Origin of the sequence: Helicobacter sp. L8 (genome assembly GCF_003660355.1) — a bacterium.
GTDB classification, from domain to species: domain Bacteria; phylum Campylobacterota; class Campylobacteria; order Campylobacterales; family Helicobacteraceae; genus Helicobacter; species Helicobacter labacensis.
Genome location: NZ_QXQR01000002.1, coordinates 51,586 through 69,602 on the forward strand (window position 1 = coordinate 51,586; position 18,017 = coordinate 69,602).

Consider the following 18,017-nt stretch of genomic DNA (forward strand, 5'->3'; position numbering starts at 1 on the left):
GGTTGCATGAAAGTGGACAACTTTGTGAATTTTGCGATCGTAGGGGGGTTTTTCATCGGGCTTATTCTCTCTTTAATCAAGTTTGATGAACCCGAGTATGTGCTTTTTGGCACTTTGGTGTCTACAGCGGGTTTTTACATGATCATGCTTTTGTTCGCCTCCATCTTCATGACTTTCATTTATCCACGCAAACGCTTTTTAAATAAGGCAGAGTTGGAACGCAAATTAGGGCTTTTCAATAAAGAGTTTGTGGAGAGAGAAAAAGAGATAGACGCGCTTTTGAAGTATGTGCATGATTATGAGTATGATGAGCAATAAAGTGCTTAAGAAATCCAATTATGACGCGCAAATCCAAAGCACCCAGGACGATCTAGCTATCCAATACCTCCCGGCTGTGCGCGCGATGGCTTTCCGCTTGAAAGAACGACTCCCTAGCACTGTGGATTTTAACGATCTGGTGTCAGTGGGCACTGAAGAGCTAATCAAGCTAGCGCGCCGTTACGATGTCGCGCTCAACGATTCCTTTTGGGGCTACGCTAAAACCCGTGTCAACGGGGCAATGTTAGATTACTTGCGATCCTTAGATGTGGTTTCGCGCGCCTCTAGGAAGCTCATTAAAAGCATTGATTACGAGGTGTCTAAGTACTATAACGAACATGGGTATGAACCCGATGATAGCTACTTAGCTGAGGTATTGCAAGAGGATTTGGAAAAGATTAGGGAAGCCAAAGTAGCGTCTGATGTCTATGCGCATGTGCCTATGGATGAGCAATTCAACGCCATAGAACAGGACACGATTGGCATGAAATTGGAGTTAGAAGAGCTCATCGCCCATGTGCATAGCGTGTTAAAGACCATGTCCGAGCGTGAACAGCTCATTATCCAGCTTTATTTTTTTGAGGAGTTGCACTTGGGTGAGATTAGAGAGATTTTAGGGGTTACCGAATCTCGAATCTCACAAATCATCAAGGAAGTGATTAAAAAAATCCGTTCCAGCTTGGGAGGCACTTATGGCTGATATTCTAAGCCAAGAAGAAATCGATGCTCTCCTAGAGGTTGTAGACGAATCAGAGGATGTCAACACCCTCCAGAAAAAAGAGATCATGCCCCAAAAGCAGATCACTCTCTACGACTTCAAACGCCCCAATAGGGTCAGCAAGGAACAGTTGCGATCCTTTAGAAGTATCCATGATAAAATGGCGCGTAGCCTTTCTAGCCAAATTTCTGCCATCATGCGATCCATTGTAGAAATCCAGCTCCACAGCGTGGATCAAATGACTTATGGGGAGTTTTTGATGAGTTTACCCAGCCCCACAAGTTTTAATGTCTTCTCTATGAAGCCAGTGGGGGGCACGGGGGTGTTAGAAGTCAATCCTAGCATCGTCTTTCCTATGATCGACCGCCTATTAGGGGGCAAGGGAGGCTCTTACGATCAAACCCGCGAATTTAGCGACATTGAGCTCAATTTGCTAGACACCATCTTAAAGCAGGTGATGCAGATTCTCAAAGACATTTGGAGTCCAGTAACAGAGTTCTTTCCCACCATTGACGCTAAGGAATCCAGCGCGAATGTGGTGCAGATCGTGGCGCAAAACGAAATCGTCATCATGGTGGTGATGGAGATTGTGATCGGGCATTCTAGGGGCATGATGAATCTGTGCTACCCAGTGATCTCCATTGAAGGCATTTTATCTAAAATGGGGAATCGCGATGTGATGCTCACAGAAACCAGTTCCAAAAAGAGTCGCAATAAAGAATTACAAGCCTTGGTGGGCGGTGCGAGTGTAGATGTTTCGGCGTTTTTGGGGAGTGTGAAGCTCACTCTCAAAGAGGTTTTGGACTTGGTTGTGGGGGATACCTTGCGTCTTAACAAGGTGGCTAATGATACGGTGGTGGTTAATATTGACAAAAAGGAACGCTACTTAGCCACGGTGGGCTACCAGGGTTACCGCAAGACGATCAAAATTAAAGAAGTGATCTATACAGAAAAAGACCGCGTTAAAGAGGTGCTAGAAGTGCTAGAGAATCAACGCAAGATCAAGATCGGCAATATTCGCAAGGAAGAGGAATGATAGAGGATTTTTTAAAGATTTTTGTCCAAGAATGCACTTCCACTCTAGGCGGGCTATTGGGCAAAACTCCAGCGATAGAATTGAAAAACGAAATTTCGGTGGGGGATTTTATTTTTATAGAACATGCCTCTGTGGTGGTGCAAGTCAAGCCCGAAACCAATGTAACCATCACTCTAGCCCTTCCCGTGCCTATGGCGACCGCGTTAGCGGACATGATGATAGGGGGCGAGGGAACTAGCAAAGAGAATTTAGAGACAGACGATTTAGATGCAATCAAGGAGATTGGTTCGAATATCTTTGGCGCGCTCACCACCGCTTTGCAAGCCCAAGAAGTGATCCCTAAGCTGTCCTTTGAAGTGAGTGAAGCCGTGGACGCGCATGACGCTTCCTTGCTAGACCCTTATAGCGATGGCTTTGAATTTGGGTTTGAATTAGGGAGTGTGAAATCTAGCTTTTTTATTTTCTGTGGCGGGGTTTTCATTGACCTCTTCAAAAAGAAAGTTGCCCCACAAAACACCTCTAAGATCAAACACTCTCCCTCCATGCCTAATCTCCCCGTGGTGCCCAAGAGTGAACGCACAGAAGGGGATAATAACCACCTAGAACAAGTGGAAGTGCGTAACATTAACATGCTTTTAGACATTAAGCTCAATGTCAAGGTGCGTATCGGGCAAAAGAAGATGATCTTAAAAGATGTGGTGTCCATGGATATTGGGAGTGTGATCGAACTCAACCAAATGGTCAATGATCCCTTAGAGATTTTAGTGGATGACAAGGTGATCGCTAAGGGCGAGGTGGTGATTATCGATGGGAATTTTGGGATTCAGATCACAGATATTGGTAGCAAGAAAGAACGCCTAGAGCAACTCAAAGAGAGTTAGAGCCCATAAATTAGCCCCTAAAAGTTATTTTTAAGATTTTAGTTTTATCATGGCGATCTAGATTTATACCCGTTGGAGGTGTGATTTGGTGCTTGTTACCCCCCCCCCCAGCGATAAGGGATCACTATGAAACAACCCGTTTTAAAGACATTGTCTTGGATTGGAATGGGTTTTTGTTCTTTATGCGCGGAGAGCAATGGGTTTTATAGCGATATAGGGTTTGAGTTCTCACGCATGCAAACCATCGAACACTCCAATGCGCCCGGAGCCTTGAAGTCTTTGCGCCCTAGCACCCAAAGCTCTATACTTTACAAACTCTTTAGACCCGGCGCAAGCAAGGCAGACATCGCCGCGGCTGCGCGCCAGATCGCTGTTATAGAGGGAATTGTTAAGGATAGTTCATGCGCTACAAAGGGCTGTCTTGTCAGCCAAGCCCAGATGCAAAATGTGATCAACGCCCTCTCTTATGCCGACTCCATTAATTTAGCCATCTCCACCATTTTAAAAGTCTTGCCACCGGGCACGACTTATGATGGAGTGGTGATCACGCAACAAAATATCGGGCAGGTGTTGTTTGACTACATGAGTAAAAACAGCGCGCACCATACAGGTCAGGATGGCACTTTGGGTCTAGGCATGATTCCCTTTAACACCTTGATTCACTCTCCTACACCCTTGAGTTTTAGAGATATACGGGTTTTGCGCGCGAGCATGTATTGGCTGTTTGCGCCCATGTATCCGGGGGGCAGTAGTCTTTTAAACACATTTTCTAAGCAAGTCCAACAAAGCGATCCCTTTGCAAGCGGTGTAGCGTTTAAAACTTTCTTACAAGGGGCTTCTGACATCGCGCAGGGACAACAAGACCTCAATAATGTGTTGAAGAATAGCTTAACTTCCATGAGCACAGCCCAACCCCAGCAATTACGCGACTTATTGAGTTATTACAGACAACTTGAGGTGAGTCCTGCCATCCCCACTTTGGGGATTTTAGAGCAATTCATCAACATGGGTAGTCAAGATAGCAACATGTATGGGGTGGATATCCAATTTGGCTTCAAGCATTTCTTTGGGGCTAAACGGCGTTTTGGCTTGCGTTATTATGAATATTTTAGCTACCAGCATGGCAATAGCCGTTTAAACGGGGCGTTGAATAATTTTATCTATGGCGCGGGGATAGATGTACTATGGAATTTCTATGAGAGTCAAAGCGGTGATTTCACCTCCGGTCTTTTTGCCGGGCTCATCCTTGCAGGGAGCTCATGGCTAGTGCAGGGTTCTAATGGGTGGGTTACTTTGACGGATAATATTAAGGCTTCTGGAGGTAGCGCGCGCTTGGACAACACCTTTTTCCAATTACCTATTAACATCGGTTTGCGCACCAACATCGGCACAGAGGGTTTTGAAATTGGTATGCGTTTCCCGGTCATTGATAACACCTACTTTAAAGGCACAATCAGCGGGTTTTCTGAAACCCTTGTGTATAAAACCCAGATGAGCATCTTCTTCAACTGGGTGCATAATTTCTAGGGGTGTTTGAGAACGCCATTTAAGGGGGGGGCGTTGAAAGGGGGGGTAGGACGGTTGGGTTTTTCTATAGGTGGTTTGGAGAGCCCTTTGGGGATTTTGCTTAAGATTTCTTTGATATTTCTTTGGCGCACGCCCGCATTCCCCGTTATTTCCTTGAGCGCGTTGGGGACGAAGTAACCACTCTCGGTGATATGGGCGACAAAAACCTTACGCCCCTCCTCTTTAGCGTATTCCAAAGGGGGCACCATGTCTGTATCCTTACTGAAGAGTAAAATGCGATCAGCCAGTTCTTTACAACTCACACGCACCACATCGGCGGTCAAATAGGTGTCAGCCTGCTTTTGCTTTAAACGAGGCTTGATCTTGGGGACTTTGACATCTTTACCAATCTCCTTTACATACTCTGGGCTATTGCGCTCTTCAAACTCCACCTTGAGTTTCACTTGGCGCACTTCAAAAAAGCCAGACAGGCGCATCTCTTGGTTGAAAATCTTAGTGATATCGGATTTACGCCTAGCCTGCTTATACTCTTCAGGGTTTTGTTGTTTATAGCTCTCTAGCTTGTAACCATCTTGGCTGTGATCTAAAATCTGCCCCTCCCACTCCTTGAGAGGAGTAGAAACATATAAAAAAATTTTATCCTCCATCAACTCTTCATCCTCTTCCATAAACGCCGCAAAAAACGCGCGCAAATGCCCCTGATCGTTGAAGCGAAAAAATTGCTCGCCAAACTCCTTGTGGTAGCGCTGGATACTCTCTAACTCAATACGCAAATTTTCCCAATCTACGAAAATGGCTAGTGTCGCCTTTTGTGTATTTTCCATAAAACTCCTTGCTATTTTTTCACTAAATCCTGCCACCATTGCTTGACTTTGTCATAACACACCCCAAAGACATTTTTATAGGGTTCGCTCTGGTAGCCAAAACTCTCGTGTAATTTGAGTAATAATTCTCTTTGTTTCTCCTCTAAGCGTTCCGGGTAAACGATCTTAATCACAGCGATCAAATCCCCATGTCTAGTGCTATTGACATCTTTCACTCCCTGGTTTTTAAACACAAATTGGGCGCGATTGGGGGTGTTGGGGGGGATTTTGAGCTCTAATTCCTGCTTGAGGGCTGGCACCATAATCGTGCTCCCCAGAGGAATGGAAGTGAAAAAAACGGGCACTTCAATGAAAACATGCAAGCCTTCACGCACGAAATGTTCGTCCGCCCCCACTACCGCTTCCAAATACAAATCCCCCGCACTCCCTTTTTGTATTCATTCCCCCGCCCCCCCACGCGGATTCTCTGCCCCCCGTCAATGCCCTCAGGCACTTCTAAGCTAAATTCTTCATGCGCGATGACAAAACCCTCCCCCTTGCAGGGCGCGCATTGTTCTGTAGCAACCTGCCCCCTGCCCTGACATCTAGGACAAGGACTAGCCAAAGTCATAAAGCCCTGTTGCGTGTAAGTTTGCCCCCTCCCTTTACACAGCCCACAAGTGCTAAGTTTGCCCTCTTTAGCCCCACTCCCTGCGCAATCTTGACATAGAGTCTTGTAAACATTTTTGATAGATTTTTGACACCCAAAGACGGCTTCTTTAAAACTCAATTCCAAGGAGATCAGCGCGTCTTTGGGGATTTTAGAACGGCTCTCTTGTTTGCCAAAGACGCTCCCAAAGATCGAATCCTCCCCAAAGAAACTAGAAAAAATATCGCTCAAATCACTAAAGCCCGCCCCCCCGCGCCCTTGCAACCCCTCCTTGCCGTAGCGATCGTAGATTTGGCGTTTTTGATCGTCCCCTAGCACGCCATAAGCCTCATTGATCTCCTTGAATTTCTCTTCGGCTTCCTGATCGCCCATGTTGCGATCGGGATGGTATTTTAGGGCGAGTTTCTTATAAGCTTTTTTGAGTGTTTCTTTATCCGCTTTTTTATCCACGCCCAAGACTTCGTAGTAATCCACGACAACCTTTCACTCTTTTTTAAAGCCTCCATTCTAGCGCAAAACCCCTAAGCCTCTTGTTAAAAGTCTAGGGTTTTGGCTTTAGGCATTGGGCACAATCTGGGGGAAGCCATAGGCAATAATGGTGATAGCCACCCCCATCAAGATCACAAAGATCACAGAATATTTCACCGTGAATTTGAATAGATCGGATTCTTTGCCCGCTAACCCTACTGCCGCGCATGCAATCGCGATACTTTGAGGGCTGATCATCTTGCCTAAAGTGCCTCCCACAGTGTTAGCCGTGAGGGTGAGCACCTCAGGGATTTTAAGATTATTAGCCGTGAGCTGTTGGAGTGAGCCAAAGAGCAGATTAGAGCTTGTATCACTCCCGGTAAGAAACACGCCCACCCAGCCGATGATGGGTGAGAAGAAAGTGAAGGCTTTACCCGTGTGGGTGAGCGCGAGTGCCATTGTCGCTGAGATTCCGCTGTAATTGGACACAAAGGCAAAGCTTAAAACTAATCCGATGGTTAAAATCGGGTAGCGCATTTCTTTGAGGGTTTCTACAAACACGCTAGCTGCCTCTCTAGGTTTGACACGGAGCACAAAAACGCTCAAAATTGCAGCGACAAAAATAGAGGTCCCCACGGTGTTAATCAAGGGCAATTTAAAGATCACCGGGCTAGTCGCGCTCTTGCCCTCCAACACAAAGGGCGCGCTTTTTAAAATCTTTTGGCTAATGCTTTCAAATTCAAAGTAAAAATTAGAAAAAGCCAATGCCCCGCCCTTAGCAAAGAGGGCTTTAAACCAAGGCTGAGTCCAAATGACAATGGTGATAATGAGGATAATAAAGGGTGCCCATGCTACAAAAACCTTACAGATGTGGTGTTGTTGGTGTGCGTGTGTAATCTCCTTGCCATCGCTTCTAAAAATGTGCTTGGGTTGCCAAAAACGCAAAAATACCGCGGTCGCTACGAGCGAAACAATCGCTGAGAGAATCCCGGGGAGTTCTGGACCTAGATAGTTAGAGCTTAGATACTGCGCAAGGGCAAAACTAAAGGCAGCCACAAACACGGCTGGAAAAGTTTCTTTAATCCCACGCACCCCATCCATTAAAAACACAATGAAAAAGGGCACAAGCAAACTCACAAAAAATAAGATTTTACCTGCCATCGCGCTAATGCCTAGCGCGCTCACACCCACAGCCCCAGCCATGGCGGTGATGGGAATACCCACTGCCCCAAAAGCCACCGGGGCGGTGTTGGCAATCAAGCACAACCCAGCCGCATAGAGGGGATTAAGACCTAAGCCCACCAAAATAGCCGCGGTGATGGCTACTGGTCCACCAAAGCCAATCGCCCCTTCTAAAAATGAGCCAAAGCAAAATCCAATGAGGATCACTAAAATGCGGTGATCAGGGGTGATGGATTGCACGCTTTCTTTGAGAATCTCAAAATAGCCGGATTTAACAGAGAGCTTATAGAGGAAAATGGCAGCGATGATGATCCACGCAATGGGCCAAAGCCCGTATAAAAAGCCATAGACAAAGCTAGCCCCCACCATCACAAAGGGCATCTTATACACAAAAAGGGCAATGAGTGCAGAGAGCACCACACTTAAAAACGCAGCGGTGTGCCCCTTGAGCTTAAAGACAATCAAAGAGGCAAAAAACAAGACAATGGGTAAGAGCGCCACCAACGCGCTCAACCAAATATTGCCCCCCAAGGGGGCGTAAATCTGGTGCCACTCCATCTAGCAACTCCTAGAACATTTTAATGGAGTATAACATGTTGGATTACAGCAAGGGGTTTTTAGCTGGGAGGCAGATAAAGGGGTGTTACTATTTAGCTGGATTCAAAAAAGCGTATGCCCGCAAAACCCTTGATCCCTTTGTGGGCTAATAAAGGGAGCTGGGCACTGTGGGTAATCCCCCCAAGCGCAAAAACGCGTTGCTTTTGTGTAGGGCTTAGGCGATCCAAATACTCCAAGCCCAAAGCGGGGGGTTTGTTAGGAGTGGGGAAAATGGGGCTAAGAGTTACCAAGTGTGCGCCTTGTTCTAGGGCTTCTTGCACTTCCAAGACGCTGTGCGCGCTGTAAAAACTGTGCAGATGGGCGGGGATGTGCTTTAGAGCCAATAACGCGTTCGCCTTGGCATGCACGCCTATAAAACCAAAACCCAAGGCTGTTTCTATGCTGGCGCACAAGTGGGCTAAATTCACATAGCTACTCACCCCAAACTCTTGGCATGTAGACACAAAGCAACTTAGTAGGGTGTGCTTAGTTTGATCCACCCTAAAGCACGCGTGCGTGGGGCGGTGTGTGCGCAAGACTTTGAAAAGGGCACTTCTAAAATCGCGCGGAGTCAACGCGCCAAAATAAGGGGGGGTGATGAAGTAGGATTGTAGATTCAAATGCGCTCACGCGTGCTGTCTTTGAGCAATGCCCCCATAGATTTAGCCAACAGGGCAAAAAAGCTAAATAACCCAAAGACAAAGAGCGCAAAAAAGATAGACACCACCAACTCCGCTTCCTTAAAGACAAACAGGCACAAACCCCCGCACACCAACGCGATCCCCACGAATAGCCCGGCAAAAAAATCCAATAGGGCGATTAGAGTTGCTTTTTTCATTTAGTGATCTTCATCCACGATAAGGGCTCCGGCCAAATAGACATAGGTTAAGATCATAAACACAAAGGCTTGCAAAATCCCCATGAAAAACAACACCATGAAGGGGGCAATGGGGATCACCCATGGGACCAATAAAAGCATGATAAGCAAAAACATGTCATCGCCCTTGATATTGCCAAAGAGACGGAAAGAGAGCGAGATGATCCTAGAGAGATGCGAAACAATCTCTACGGGCAACATGATAGGGATGAGCCACTTGACTGGACCTAGAAAGTGGCTAAAGTATTTGATAAGCCCTTGGGTGCGAATCCCCTCAAAGTGGTAGTAAAAAAAGACAATGAGGGCGAGCACCAGCGTAAAACTCCAATTAGCCGTAGGGGCTTCAAATCCGGGAATGATGCCTATCATGTTGCAATAAAAGACAAAAAGGGCGATCGTGCCAGCTAGGGGGAAATACTTGCGGGCTAAATCTTCCCCGATCACATCTTTAGCCACATGCAAAATCCCCTCAATGGTGGCTTCATAGATATTTTGCAACCCAAAGGGCACCATCTGCAACCTGCTAGTGGCGATTTTGCCAATTATGAGAGTGGCTAACGCGCACACAATGGTGTAAAACCCGATGATGAAATTGTGATCCGTGCTGAGTAACCCGGCAAAAGTGAATAATCTATGTTCCATGTCCTCTCTCTTTTAGCTTGATTTAGTGCGCCCTTTTTTGACTACAGCGTGGCATGCGCGCATGATAATCCCCTTAAAAGCCCTTTGTTCCAGCACACTTAAGCCCTCAATGGTGGCTCCCCCGGGGGTGCAAATGGCGTTGATAATCTCTTGGGGGGTGTTCTCCCTTAGTAGTCTAGCAAAGCCATTGAAACTCTGCGCGACCAATTCGAAGGCTTGATCGTAACCCAAACCCTCACGCACCCCCGCGCCTACTAGACCCTGCGCCACCATACTCAAAAAGGCTAACGCGCTCCCATTGGTAGCTAAGGACGCGTCAATGAGCGCTTCGCTAGACACTTCCACCACCCCCCCCAAGCACTCCAAAAGCGCGCGGGCGCGATCTCTAGCGGGGGTAGCGCAGGGGGCATATAGGCTTGTAGAAGAGAGGGCATAACTTGCAGCGATGTTGGGCATACAACGCGCGTAGGCTTGGCTTTTTATGTGCCCAGCTAGCTTACCCACACTCACCCCGGCTAACACACTGAGCACCAAAGAAGCCATGCCACTGTATTTAAAACTCTCCAAACCATAGGGTTTCGTGGCTAAAAGCACGATGGCATCTTCAATGTCTAAAGTGGGAGTGGGGGGTAAGATCGCCACTTCAAGAGGCAAATCTTGCACAAAGGGGCGGATTTTCTTGGGATCGCGCCCGGTAATTTGGATACAAAAGGACTCTAGCTTGGACGCGTGGGTGGCAAAACCTCGCAACATGGCTTGCGCCATACGCCCATAACCCACCACAAGCAGGCGTGTTTTCATGGGCATTCCTCAGGTTTAACCTGTTCTTTTGGGGCGTGGTAAAAACTAGCGATCTTTTCAGAAATGTGGTAATGGGGGTATTTGGCGCTATCTAACACCACTTGGGCCATAAGTTGGTGATCAAAGTTAAAGACTAAGGGGGCTAGGAAATTGATTGTGGATTCTTGCAGGGGAGTTTGAATCACCATAATATTGGCGATGAGAATATTGCGCGCGCTGTCTAAATTCAGTAAAACTTGCAAACCCATGGGAATATCAAATTCATAAGCGCGCAGGGCAAAGGGATTGACTAAAGTGAAAGTTGGGGCGATGTCATCGGCGTTGCGCAGGCGCATGAAAATCTCATCAATCTTCTCTAGCTCCATTCTAGAAACTTGCTCAAACCCCAAAATGGGGGATTTGACACTAAATAACATTCCCGCCCTTAGCACATGGTGTAAAGCCCCGATTTTACTACAATCCACTCTAAAAATCAATTCTAACGGGGGATTTTTGATATAATAGGGCTTTAGGACAAAGGAATGACATGCGCGTGTTGTGGCTTTCGTTGGCGTGTGCGGTGTTGTGGTTGGGCTGTGCCAAAAAGGGCAAGGATGCCATCTACAACCGCCCCGCGATCTTTTGGTATCAGGGGATTTTGCGCGAAATTTTGTTTATGAATTTGGAAACCGCGGACAATTACTACTCCTCTTTGCAAAGCGAACACATCAATTCGCCCCTAGTGCCCGTGGCGATGATCGCGCTGGGGCAAGCCCATTTGAAGAAAAAAGAATTTATTTTGGCAGAATACTACTTTGATGAATACATCAAACGCTTTGGCAATGAGAGCAATATTGACTACCTCAAATACCTCAAACTCCAAGCGCGCTATTATTCTTTCAAAAACCACAGCAAGGATCAAGAATTTATGTCTAACACCATTGGCATGCTCAATGACTTCGTGGACAAATACCCCAATAGCCGTTTTATCAATCAGGTGGAGTATATGCAGGTCAAATTCATTTTAGGACAAAACGAGCTCAACCGCGCGATCGCCAATGTCTATAAAAAACGCCACCAAAAAGAAGGGGTGAAGCGTTATTTGGAGCGCGTGGACGAAGTCCTAGAAAAAGAAACGCATCCTAAGAAGTCTTATATGCCTTGGTATGTGGCGATATTCAATTGGTAAGGGTTGATATGACAGAGAAATTTCCAAGTGTAGTGCCAGTGATTGTAGAAGAAGAGGCATTCATGTATCCATTCATGATCGCCCCTCTTTTCATCAATAGCGAAGCCAATATCAAGGCAGCCAACAAGGCTACTCAAGATAAAAACGATCTCATTTTCGTGGGTTGCGCTAAGAACACCCCCGGTGATAAGGCTTTAGAAGAGAAATTTTACGATGTGGGAGTCATTGGGAGTATTGTGCGTAAGGTGATCCTGCCTGATAACCGCATGAAGATTCTCTTTCAGGGGATTTGCAAGGGGCGCATTTTGAGTTTGCAATCCCATGACCCCCTAGAGGCGATGGTAGATGTGATCACCTATAAAGACTACGATCACGACAAAACCAACGCGATTTTAGAAATCCTCAAGGAGAAGGTGGGCAATTTGGCTAATGTCAGCCAATTCTTCCCTCCCGATCTCTTGCGTGCCATTGAGGACAATAGCGATCCCAATCGCATTGTGGATTTAATCGCCTCCGCCCTGCGCCTTAAAAAAGATCAATCTTATAAACTCTTTGCTAACGACAACACCGAAGAGAGACTCTTAGACCTCATTGATTTGGTGATGGAGGAGATCAAAACCCAAAAACTACAAAAAGAGATCAAGAGTAAAGTGCATAGCAAAATGGAGCAGGTGAATAAGGAATACTTCCTCAAAGAGCAACTCAAGCAAATCCAGAAAGAATTGGGCGTGGACAAACAGCGTGATGAAGAGATCCAAGAATACACCCAAAAACTCAGCGCGATCGAACCCTTCATCACTAAAGAAGTCCACAAAGAGATCAAAAAACAGATCGAACGCTTGAGTCGTATCCACCAAGATAGCTCCGATGTGGGGATTTTGCAAAATTACATTGAGTGGGTGTTAGACATCCCTTTTGGGCAATACAGCCAAAAAAAACTCTCTATCAAAGATGTAGAAAAACAGCTAAATGCCGATCACTACAGCCTAGAAAAACCCAAAGAACGCATTGTAGAATACTTCGCCACGATGGAGCTCTTGCGCTTACGCCAGACGGAGAGTAAGGAGACTAAGGGCACGATTTTGTGCTTCTATGGTCCTCCGGGGGTGGGTAAGACCAGTCTAGCTAATTCCATCGCCAAAGCTATCAAACGCCCCTTGATTCGCATCGCCTTGGGTGGGCTAGAAGATGTCAATGAATTACGGGGGCACCGGCGCACTTATTTAGGTTCTATGCCCGGGCGCATTGTGCAGGGCTTGATTGAAGCTAAGAAGATGGATTGCGTGATGGTGTTAGATGAGATCGACAAGGTGGATAAAAGCATGCGTGGCGATCCAGCCAGCGCGCTTTTAGAGATTTTAGACCCTGAGCAAAACACCAGTTTTAGGGATTACTACACCAATTTTAACATCGACCTCTCCCAAGTGATTTTCATTGCCACCGCCAATGACACCACCACGATCCCCCCCCCTTTAAGGGATCGCATGGAATTTATCGCCGTTTCTAGTTACACTCCCCAAGAAAAAGAGCAGATCGCGCGCAATTACTTGATCCCCCAAGAGCTCAAAAAGCACGCGCTCAAACCCACAGAAGTGTTATTCACCCCAGAGGCGATCAAACTCATCATTGAAAAATACACCCGTGAGGCGGGGGTGCGTAGCTTGAGGCGTGCGCTAGCAAGTATCATCGCAAGTGCGCCAAGAAAATTTTACACAGCAGTGAGGAAAAAGCCTTAAAAGAAGCACCCAAATCTAGAAGACAGCGCAAAATCCATATCACAACAGACAATGTCCCCGAATTTTTAGACAAGATCGTCTTTGAGATCGACCCTATCGATCAAGAGGACGCTATAGGGATTGTCAATGGTTTGGCATGGACAAGTGTGGGCGGAGATGTGCTTAAAATTGAAGCGATCAAACTCAAAGGCAAGGGAAATTTAAAACTCACGGGGAGCTTGGGCGAGGTGATGAAGGAATCGGCTTACATCGCGCACTCGGTGGTGAAATCGCGCCTTGATGAAGAAGTGTTGGTCCCCAAAAAGAAAAAGCCCAAAGAGGGCAAGATTTACCAGCTCTATGACATCCACTTGCATGTGCCCGAAGGGGCAACTCCCAAAGATGGTCCCAGTGCTGGGATCACGATGGCTACTAGCATCGCTTCTATTTTATGCGATAGGAGAGTGCGTTGCGATGTGGCGATGACGGGCGAACTGACTTTGAGCGGGCGGGTTTTGCCCATTGGAGGGCTGAAAGAAAAATTGATCGCCAGCTACAAGGCGGGGATCAAAACCGCCTTGATCCCTGAGAAAAACTACCACAGAGATCTAAAAGACATCCCCGCAGAGGTGCAAGAGAATATGGAGATCAAAGCCGTGCGCCATATTGAAGATGTGCTAGAAATAGCTTTGGTGCCCTAATGCGTGTAGGTATTGTGGGCTTGGGGTTAATGGGGGGGTCTATGGGTTTAGCCTTGCAGGAGGTGCGCGCGCAACTGGGCATCAAAAGTCTGGTGGGTTTTGATCGCAATGTCTTGCACGCCCAAATGGCTTTGAGTTTGGGGTTGGTTGAGGAATGTGTGGAGTTTAGCCAGATACAAACATGCGACTTGCTCATCTTGGCGACTCCTGTGGAGGGGATTATCCACATCTTAACCCACTTGCCAAGCACGCCCACCAGCACCATCATTGAGTTAGGTGGGGCTAAAGAACAAATTGTGCGCGCAATCCCTAGCACTTTGCGCCCCCAAGTGGTGGCTAGCCACCCGATGTGTGGGACAGAGTTTCATGGACCCAAAGCCGCTTTGAAAGGTCTGTATAAACACAAGATCGTGATCTTGGTGGATTGTGAACAAAGTGGGGTAACCCACTTGCAACGCGCCAAAGAAGTTTTTAGCGCATTAGGCATGCAGATGGTGAAAATGAGCGCGCAAGATCACGATCGGCATGTCGCCTTTGTGAGCCACTTACCCCATGCTATTAGTTATGCCCTAGCTAATGTGGTGTTAGCCCAAGAAAGCCCACAAAATATCCTCTCTTTGGCTGCTGGAGGGTTTAGGGATATGAGTAGACTCTCTAAGAGTGCTCCGCAGATGTGGGAAGACATTTTTAGACAAAACCAAACCCATTTGCTAGAAGCCTTGGAACTCTTCATTGCAGAAATGCAACGCACCAAAGACATGCTAAAAGCCCAAGAGTGGAAGGATTTGTGCGCGTGGATGCAACGGGCTAATTGTCTGCAAGAATTTATGTAGGGGGTGTTTGTGGAAGCCCAATTGATGAAGCTTGCCATTGAAACCTATAAAATTACCTTGATGATCTCCTTGCCTGTGCTCTTGGTGGGCTTGGTGGTGGGGCTCTTGGTGAGTATATTCCAAGCCACCACCCAGATTAACGAAATGACTCTATCCTTTGTGCCCAAAATCCTCGCCGTGATCGCCGTGATTATCCTAACCATGCCTTGGATGCTCAACATGCTTTTAGACTACGCTAGCATGCTATTTAAGCTCATTCCTAAGATTGCTTCTTAAGAGGTAAAAAGTAGACACAAGTCCGAAAATCCTCCGCAGGTGGAGGAGATTTGGAGCAAGAAACCGCGTAGCCACCTATTCTTCAGATTCGAGCTCCTCAATTTTGGACTTAACAAGCTGTAAATCGGACTCGATAAGAGAAATAGTGGCCTTCAACCCGACAATTTCAACTTTAGCAACCCTAAGCTCTTTTTTAGTAGTCCTAAGCTCTTCGTCCTTACTTTGGATCTCTTTAAGATATGCCTGTTCTGCAAGGTGCTTAGACACTGTGGCTTGGGAGACTCCCACATCCTCATGCCGGGCGATTTTGGCCTGAGTCAAACCTTGTTGTCTGAGTTCATAAATACGCTGAGTCTTTTCATATGGTATTTTTTTCATTTCAATCCTTTATTAAGAATATTGAAGGGGGGTTCTAGCGCGTTGGCGCACAACTGTCTCATAGATGTCCTTTATGTAGGAATTCATAGCCAATAAGCTATGCTCACTGACTGTAGCACAGCTTATCTTAAACTTGCTATAATGAGAGGTCTTAAGAGCTTAAAATTCTAGAAAGGGCGTTGTGATCTTGGATTTTTCTAAATACTCCAGCGTGAAGATCGGAGGCAGGGTTGAGGTGGCTTTATTGCGCCAGCGTGGGGATTATGCGGTACAGATGGTGGGTTTGGCTAATAATCTCTTAGTTTCCCCTCACGCACAAAATTTAGCGATTTTGGATCGCTGTTTTGACTACATAGAAGATAGGGGGAGTTTTGTAGAAGTGGGGGCAAAAACCAGCGCGCAAGCACTCTTTAAGTATTTTAGGGATCATAACTTAGGGGGGCTAGAGTTTTTGGGTGCTCTGCCCGGGAGCGTGGGTGGATTGCTTAAGATGAATGCAGGCATGAAGGCTTACCAGATGAGCGGTGTTGTTTTGCAGGCTAATATCAATGGGGCATGGTTAGACTCCCAAGCTTTGGGGCTATCTTATCGCTTTAGCGCGTTTGAGGGGGTGGTTTTTGGGGTGCGCTTGCAAAAAAAACATGGATTTAGAGAGAGTGTTTTTCAAGAATGCAAACGCATGCGCGCCTGCCACCCTAAAAAACCCAGCTTTGGGAGTTGCTTTAAAAACCCCCCCGGGGATTTTGCCGGCAGATTGTTAGAGGCTGTGGGGCTTAGGGGGTTTAACTTGGGGCGGGTGGGTTTTTCTAGCGCGCATGCTAATTTCTTAATCAATCTAGGGGGGGCGCATTTTGAGGAAGCCCTAGAGTTGATCGCGCTTGCCAAGGAGAGGGTTTTTAAAGCGTTTGGGATTTTATTGCAAGAAGAGGTGTGTATCCTCACTTAGGTAGCTTTGGTAGCTTTAGTAAAAATCTGCTAGAATGGCGGCAAAGGATTGTGATGCAAATCAAGGTGCAGGCTTTTGGGAACACCCAGACGAATTGTTATATCGCGTCCCTAGAACAGGGGGATTTTATCGTGGATCCGGGTATGGGGGCGTGCGCTTGGGTGCTTGAGAACGCTAAAAAACCCTTGGCAATTCTCATCACGCATGGGCATTACGATCACATTTGGGACGCGCACGCGCTCAAAACAGTTTGGCCCCATGTGCCCTTGTTCGCTCCCAAGGATGATGTTTTCATGCTCACTACCGATTGCTTTTCTCTAGGGCTCACTCCCTGTTTAGCAGAGCAGATTTGCCCCGTGGCATGCCAGAGGGCGCGCACCACCTTTGAGGTCGCCAATATCCCCATCACCTATTGGCATTTCCCCGGACACACCCCGGGGTGTTGCATGGTGGAGATGGAGGGCGTGTTTTTCAGCGGAGATTTTATTTTCCACCGCAGTATCGGTCGTTACGATTTTCCCTACTCCAATTGCGCAGACATGAAAGACTCCCTGATTCGCTTTGAAAATCTTGAAAGCCCTTGTGATAAACCCCTCTATCCCGGACACGGACAACCCACGACACTTAAAGAAGAACAACCCCATATGAAGGCGTGGATTGCCCATCTCTAATTTTTTATGGAAGGATACGCATGTTAGATGACGCGCAAAGAGAGCGCTACGAGCGTCATTTGATGCTTGAAGATGTGGGAGAGGCCGGGCAAGAAAAACTCTTGAGTGCGAGCGTTTTAGTCATTGGCGCGGGAGGGCTAGGATCGCCCAATCTGATGTATTTGGCTGGCGCAGGTGTGGGGCGTATTGGGGTGTTGGATTTTGACATCATTGAACTTAGCAATTTGCAACGCCAGATCATCCACACCACCGATGAAATCAACGCCTCTAAAGTCAAGTCTGCCCAGCGCAAGATGTTAGCCCTCAATCCAGAAGTGCGCGTAGACACCTATTTCACTAAGTTAGATGCCAGCAACGCCCTAGAGATCATCAAAGATTATAGCTTTATCATTGATGCGACCGATAATTTTGCCAGTAAATTCCTCATTAATGACGCGTGCGTGTTGGAGAACAAGCCCTACAGCCATGCCGGTGTGCTAAAACACCGTGGACAGACCATGACGATCTTGCCTAAAAAAAGCGCGTGTTTTGCGTGTGTGTTTGACACCCCCCCAGACCCTGCCCTCAATTCTGTCTTTAAAGCCGGGCTTTTTGGGGTGTTGCCCGGCTTGTTGGGCTGTATCCAAGCGGCTGAGGCGATCAAATATTTCTTGGGTTTCCCCTTACTCACAGACACCTTGCTAGGGGTGGATACAAAGGGAATGGTTTTTAGACGCGTGGGCGTGAAGAAAAACCCGCAGTGCCGTGTGTGTGGCGATCAAGGGATCACGCGCTTAAGCGACTACCCCCAGTAAAGCAATAAGAAAGGG

19 protein-coding genes and 2 pseudogenes are annotated in these 18,017 nt (G+C 47.0%); 12 read left to right on the top strand and 9 right to left on the bottom strand.

From position 1 onward, the window contains the following. The first annotated feature begins 6 nt into the window (after positions 1-6). The 5 genes from EAO37_RS01385 to EAO37_RS01405 all read left to right on the top strand — a co-directional run bounded on the left by EAO37_RS01385 (position 7) and on the right by EAO37_RS01405 (position 4,480). The gene (locus tag EAO37_RS01385) at positions 7-318 is read left to right on the top strand and encodes a hypothetical protein (RefSeq protein WP_120944053.1); all 312 of its coding nucleotides are present in this window, start codon (positions 7-9) and stop codon (positions 316-318) included. After that, entirely contained in the window at positions 305-1,018 is a 714-nt protein-coding gene (locus EAO37_RS01390) for an RNA polymerase sigma factor FliA (RefSeq protein ID WP_235852970.1), read from the top strand. The genes EAO37_RS01385 and EAO37_RS01390 overlap by 14 nt, the downstream gene beginning before the upstream one ends. Then, positions 1,011-2,072 (top strand): flagellar motor switch protein FliM, encoded by a 1,062-nt coding sequence (fliM, locus tag EAO37_RS01395; protein ID WP_120944051.1) that lies wholly within the window; start codon positions 1,011-1,013, stop codon positions 2,070-2,072. Before EAO37_RS01390 ends, fliM begins: the two co-directional genes overlap by 8 nt. After that, positions 2,069-2,953 carry a flagellar motor switch protein FliY gene (gene fliY / locus EAO37_RS01400; protein WP_120944049.1) on the top strand — a complete coding sequence of 295 codons (885 nt, stop codon included), beginning with the start codon at positions 2,069-2,071 and terminating at the stop codon, positions 2,951-2,953. Before fliM ends, fliY begins: the two co-directional genes overlap by 4 nt. 126 nt (positions 2,954-3,079) lie before the next feature. Further along, on the top strand, positions 3,080-4,480 hold the full coding sequence (locus EAO37_RS01405; protein ID WP_120944046.1) for an outer membrane protein: 1,401 nt from the start codon (positions 3,080-3,082) through the stop codon (positions 4,478-4,480). On the opposite strand, the gene EAO37_RS01410 is transcribed toward EAO37_RS01405, so the two are convergent. The 8 genes and pseudogenes from EAO37_RS01410 to fliW all read right to left on the bottom strand — a co-directional run bounded on the left by EAO37_RS01410 (position 4,477) and on the right by fliW (position 10,936). Then, positions 4,477-5,304, bottom strand: a complete 828-nt coding sequence (locus EAO37_RS01410; RefSeq protein ID WP_162982153.1) for an NYN domain-containing protein — start codon at positions 5,302-5,304, stop codon at positions 4,477-4,479. The genes EAO37_RS01405 and EAO37_RS01410 overlap by 4 nt on opposite strands. Before the next feature lie 11 nt (positions 5,305-5,315). Next, a pseudogene (gene dnaJ / locus EAO37_RS01415) lies at positions 5,316-6,427 on the bottom strand (molecular chaperone DnaJ). Positions 6,428-6,508: 81 nt separating this feature from the next. Beyond that, a complete protein-coding gene (locus EAO37_RS01420; RefSeq protein ID WP_120951101.1) occupies positions 6,509-8,161 on the bottom strand; it encodes an L-lactate permease in 1,653 nt (550 codons plus the stop codon). Positions 8,162-8,253: 92 nt separating this feature from the next. After that, on the bottom strand, positions 8,254-8,820 hold the full coding sequence (locus EAO37_RS01425) for a thiamine phosphate synthase (RefSeq protein ID WP_120944038.1): 567 nt from the start codon (positions 8,818-8,820) through the stop codon (positions 8,254-8,256). Then, on the bottom strand, positions 8,817-9,038 hold the full coding sequence (locus EAO37_RS01430) for a hypothetical protein (protein WP_120944036.1): 222 nt from the start codon (positions 9,036-9,038) through the stop codon (positions 8,817-8,819). Before EAO37_RS01430 ends, EAO37_RS01425 begins: the two co-directional genes overlap by 4 nt. Then, positions 9,039-9,719: a F0F1 ATP synthase subunit A gene (locus EAO37_RS01435; protein ID WP_120951103.1), complete on the bottom strand. Its 681-nt coding sequence runs from the start codon at positions 9,717-9,719 to the stop codon at positions 9,039-9,041. 12 nt (positions 9,720-9,731) lie between these two features. Continuing rightward, positions 9,732-10,520 carry a pyrroline-5-carboxylate reductase gene (locus tag EAO37_RS01440; protein ID WP_120951105.1) on the bottom strand — a complete coding sequence of 263 codons (789 nt, stop codon included), beginning with the start codon at positions 10,518-10,520 and terminating at the stop codon, positions 9,732-9,734. Further along, positions 10,517-10,936: a flagellar assembly protein FliW gene (fliW, locus tag EAO37_RS01445; protein WP_120944033.1), complete on the bottom strand. Its 420-nt coding sequence runs from the start codon at positions 10,934-10,936 to the stop codon at positions 10,517-10,519. Before fliW ends, EAO37_RS01440 begins: the two co-directional genes overlap by 4 nt. A gap of 110 nt (positions 10,937-11,046) precedes the next feature. Here fliW and bamD point away from each other — a divergent pair, with 110 nt between their 5' ends. The 4 genes and pseudogenes from bamD (at position 11,047) to fliQ (ending at position 15,213) form a co-directional block, all read left to right on the top strand. Further along, entirely contained in the window at positions 11,047-11,688 is a 642-nt protein-coding gene (bamD, locus tag EAO37_RS01450) for an outer membrane protein assembly factor BamD (RefSeq protein ID WP_120944031.1), read from the top strand. 8 nt (positions 11,689-11,696) lie between these two features. Next, positions 11,697-14,104: pseudogene (gene lon / locus EAO37_RS01455) on the top strand (endopeptidase La). After that, on the top strand, positions 14,104-14,937 hold the full coding sequence (locus EAO37_RS01460; protein ID WP_120951107.1) for a prephenate dehydrogenase: 834 nt from the start codon (positions 14,104-14,106) through the stop codon (positions 14,935-14,937). The pseudogene lon and the gene EAO37_RS01460 overlap by 1 nt, the downstream one beginning before the upstream one ends. Before the next feature lie 9 nt (positions 14,938-14,946). Further along, positions 14,947-15,213 carry a flagellar biosynthesis protein FliQ gene (gene fliQ / locus EAO37_RS01465; RefSeq protein ID WP_120944134.1) on the top strand — a complete coding sequence of 89 codons (267 nt, stop codon included), beginning with the start codon at positions 14,947-14,949 and terminating at the stop codon, positions 15,211-15,213. 75 nt (positions 15,214-15,288) lie between these two features. Here fliQ and EAO37_RS01470 read toward each other — a convergent pair whose 3' ends face one another. Then, complete coding sequence (locus EAO37_RS01470; protein ID WP_120951109.1) at positions 15,289-15,591, bottom strand: hypothetical protein; 303 nt, start codon at positions 15,589-15,591, stop codon at positions 15,289-15,291. 181 nt (positions 15,592-15,772) lie between these two features. On the opposite strand from EAO37_RS01470, the gene EAO37_RS01475 reads away from it, so the two are divergent. Genes EAO37_RS01475 through EAO37_RS01485 form a run of 3 tightly spaced genes read left to right on the top strand, consistent with a single transcriptional unit; the run spans position 15,773 to position 18,002 of the window. Then, positions 15,773-16,537, top strand: a complete 765-nt coding sequence (locus EAO37_RS01475; RefSeq protein WP_120951111.1) for a UDP-N-acetylmuramate dehydrogenase — start codon at positions 15,773-15,775, stop codon at positions 16,535-16,537. A gap of 53 nt (positions 16,538-16,590) precedes the next feature. Next, positions 16,591-17,208: an MBL fold metallo-hydrolase gene (locus EAO37_RS01480; protein WP_120944021.1), complete on the top strand. Its 618-nt coding sequence runs from the start codon at positions 16,591-16,593 to the stop codon at positions 17,206-17,208. A gap of 20 nt (positions 17,209-17,228) precedes the next feature. After that, positions 17,229-18,002, top strand: a complete 774-nt coding sequence (locus tag EAO37_RS01485; RefSeq protein WP_120951113.1) for a HesA/MoeB/ThiF family protein — start codon at positions 17,229-17,231, stop codon at positions 18,000-18,002. Positions 18,003-18,017 lie beyond the last annotated feature (15 nt).